Here is a 313-nt window from a genome sequence, read left to right as displayed (position 1 = left end):
GCTGAATACGCAGTGCTTTCCGAAGAAGAGATGACCTATACCCAGGGCGGTTCCGATATTGGCGGCTTTGCAACCACTGCCGCTACGGTCGTGGGTCCTGTGGTGCTGGGTGCCAGCTATATCTGGGGCATTTCCGCTTCCAAGGACTGGCTGAACAAGACGAGCAACCGTGAGGGCAACCTCTTCACCGTTCTGGGCCGTGCCGCAGATGCTGTCAGTGAGGATATGTCCAAGTCCGCAGCCAACTTTGTCCGGGATGCCGTTTCCAGCACCATGGTGGTGGCTCAGGGGAGCCAGAGCCACCACCATGGTG

At 58.8% G+C, this 313-nt stretch carries 1 protein-coding gene; it reads left to right on the top strand.

All coding sequences use genetic code 11. The annotated features are described in order from the left end of the window. Nucleotides 1-313 (top strand): hypothetical protein (locus tag P0G09_RS17365; protein WP_275253298.1); only part of this gene is annotated, 313 nt, incomplete at both ends.

It is taken from the genome of Faecalibacterium sp. DFI.5.82 (genome assembly GCF_029076575.1).
Classification (GTDB): domain Bacteria; phylum Bacillota; class Clostridia; order Oscillospirales; family Ruminococcaceae; genus Faecalibacterium; species Faecalibacterium duncaniae.
Note: the sequence above shows the minus strand (reverse complement) of the source record. Positions and strands in the feature narration are given on the sequence as shown.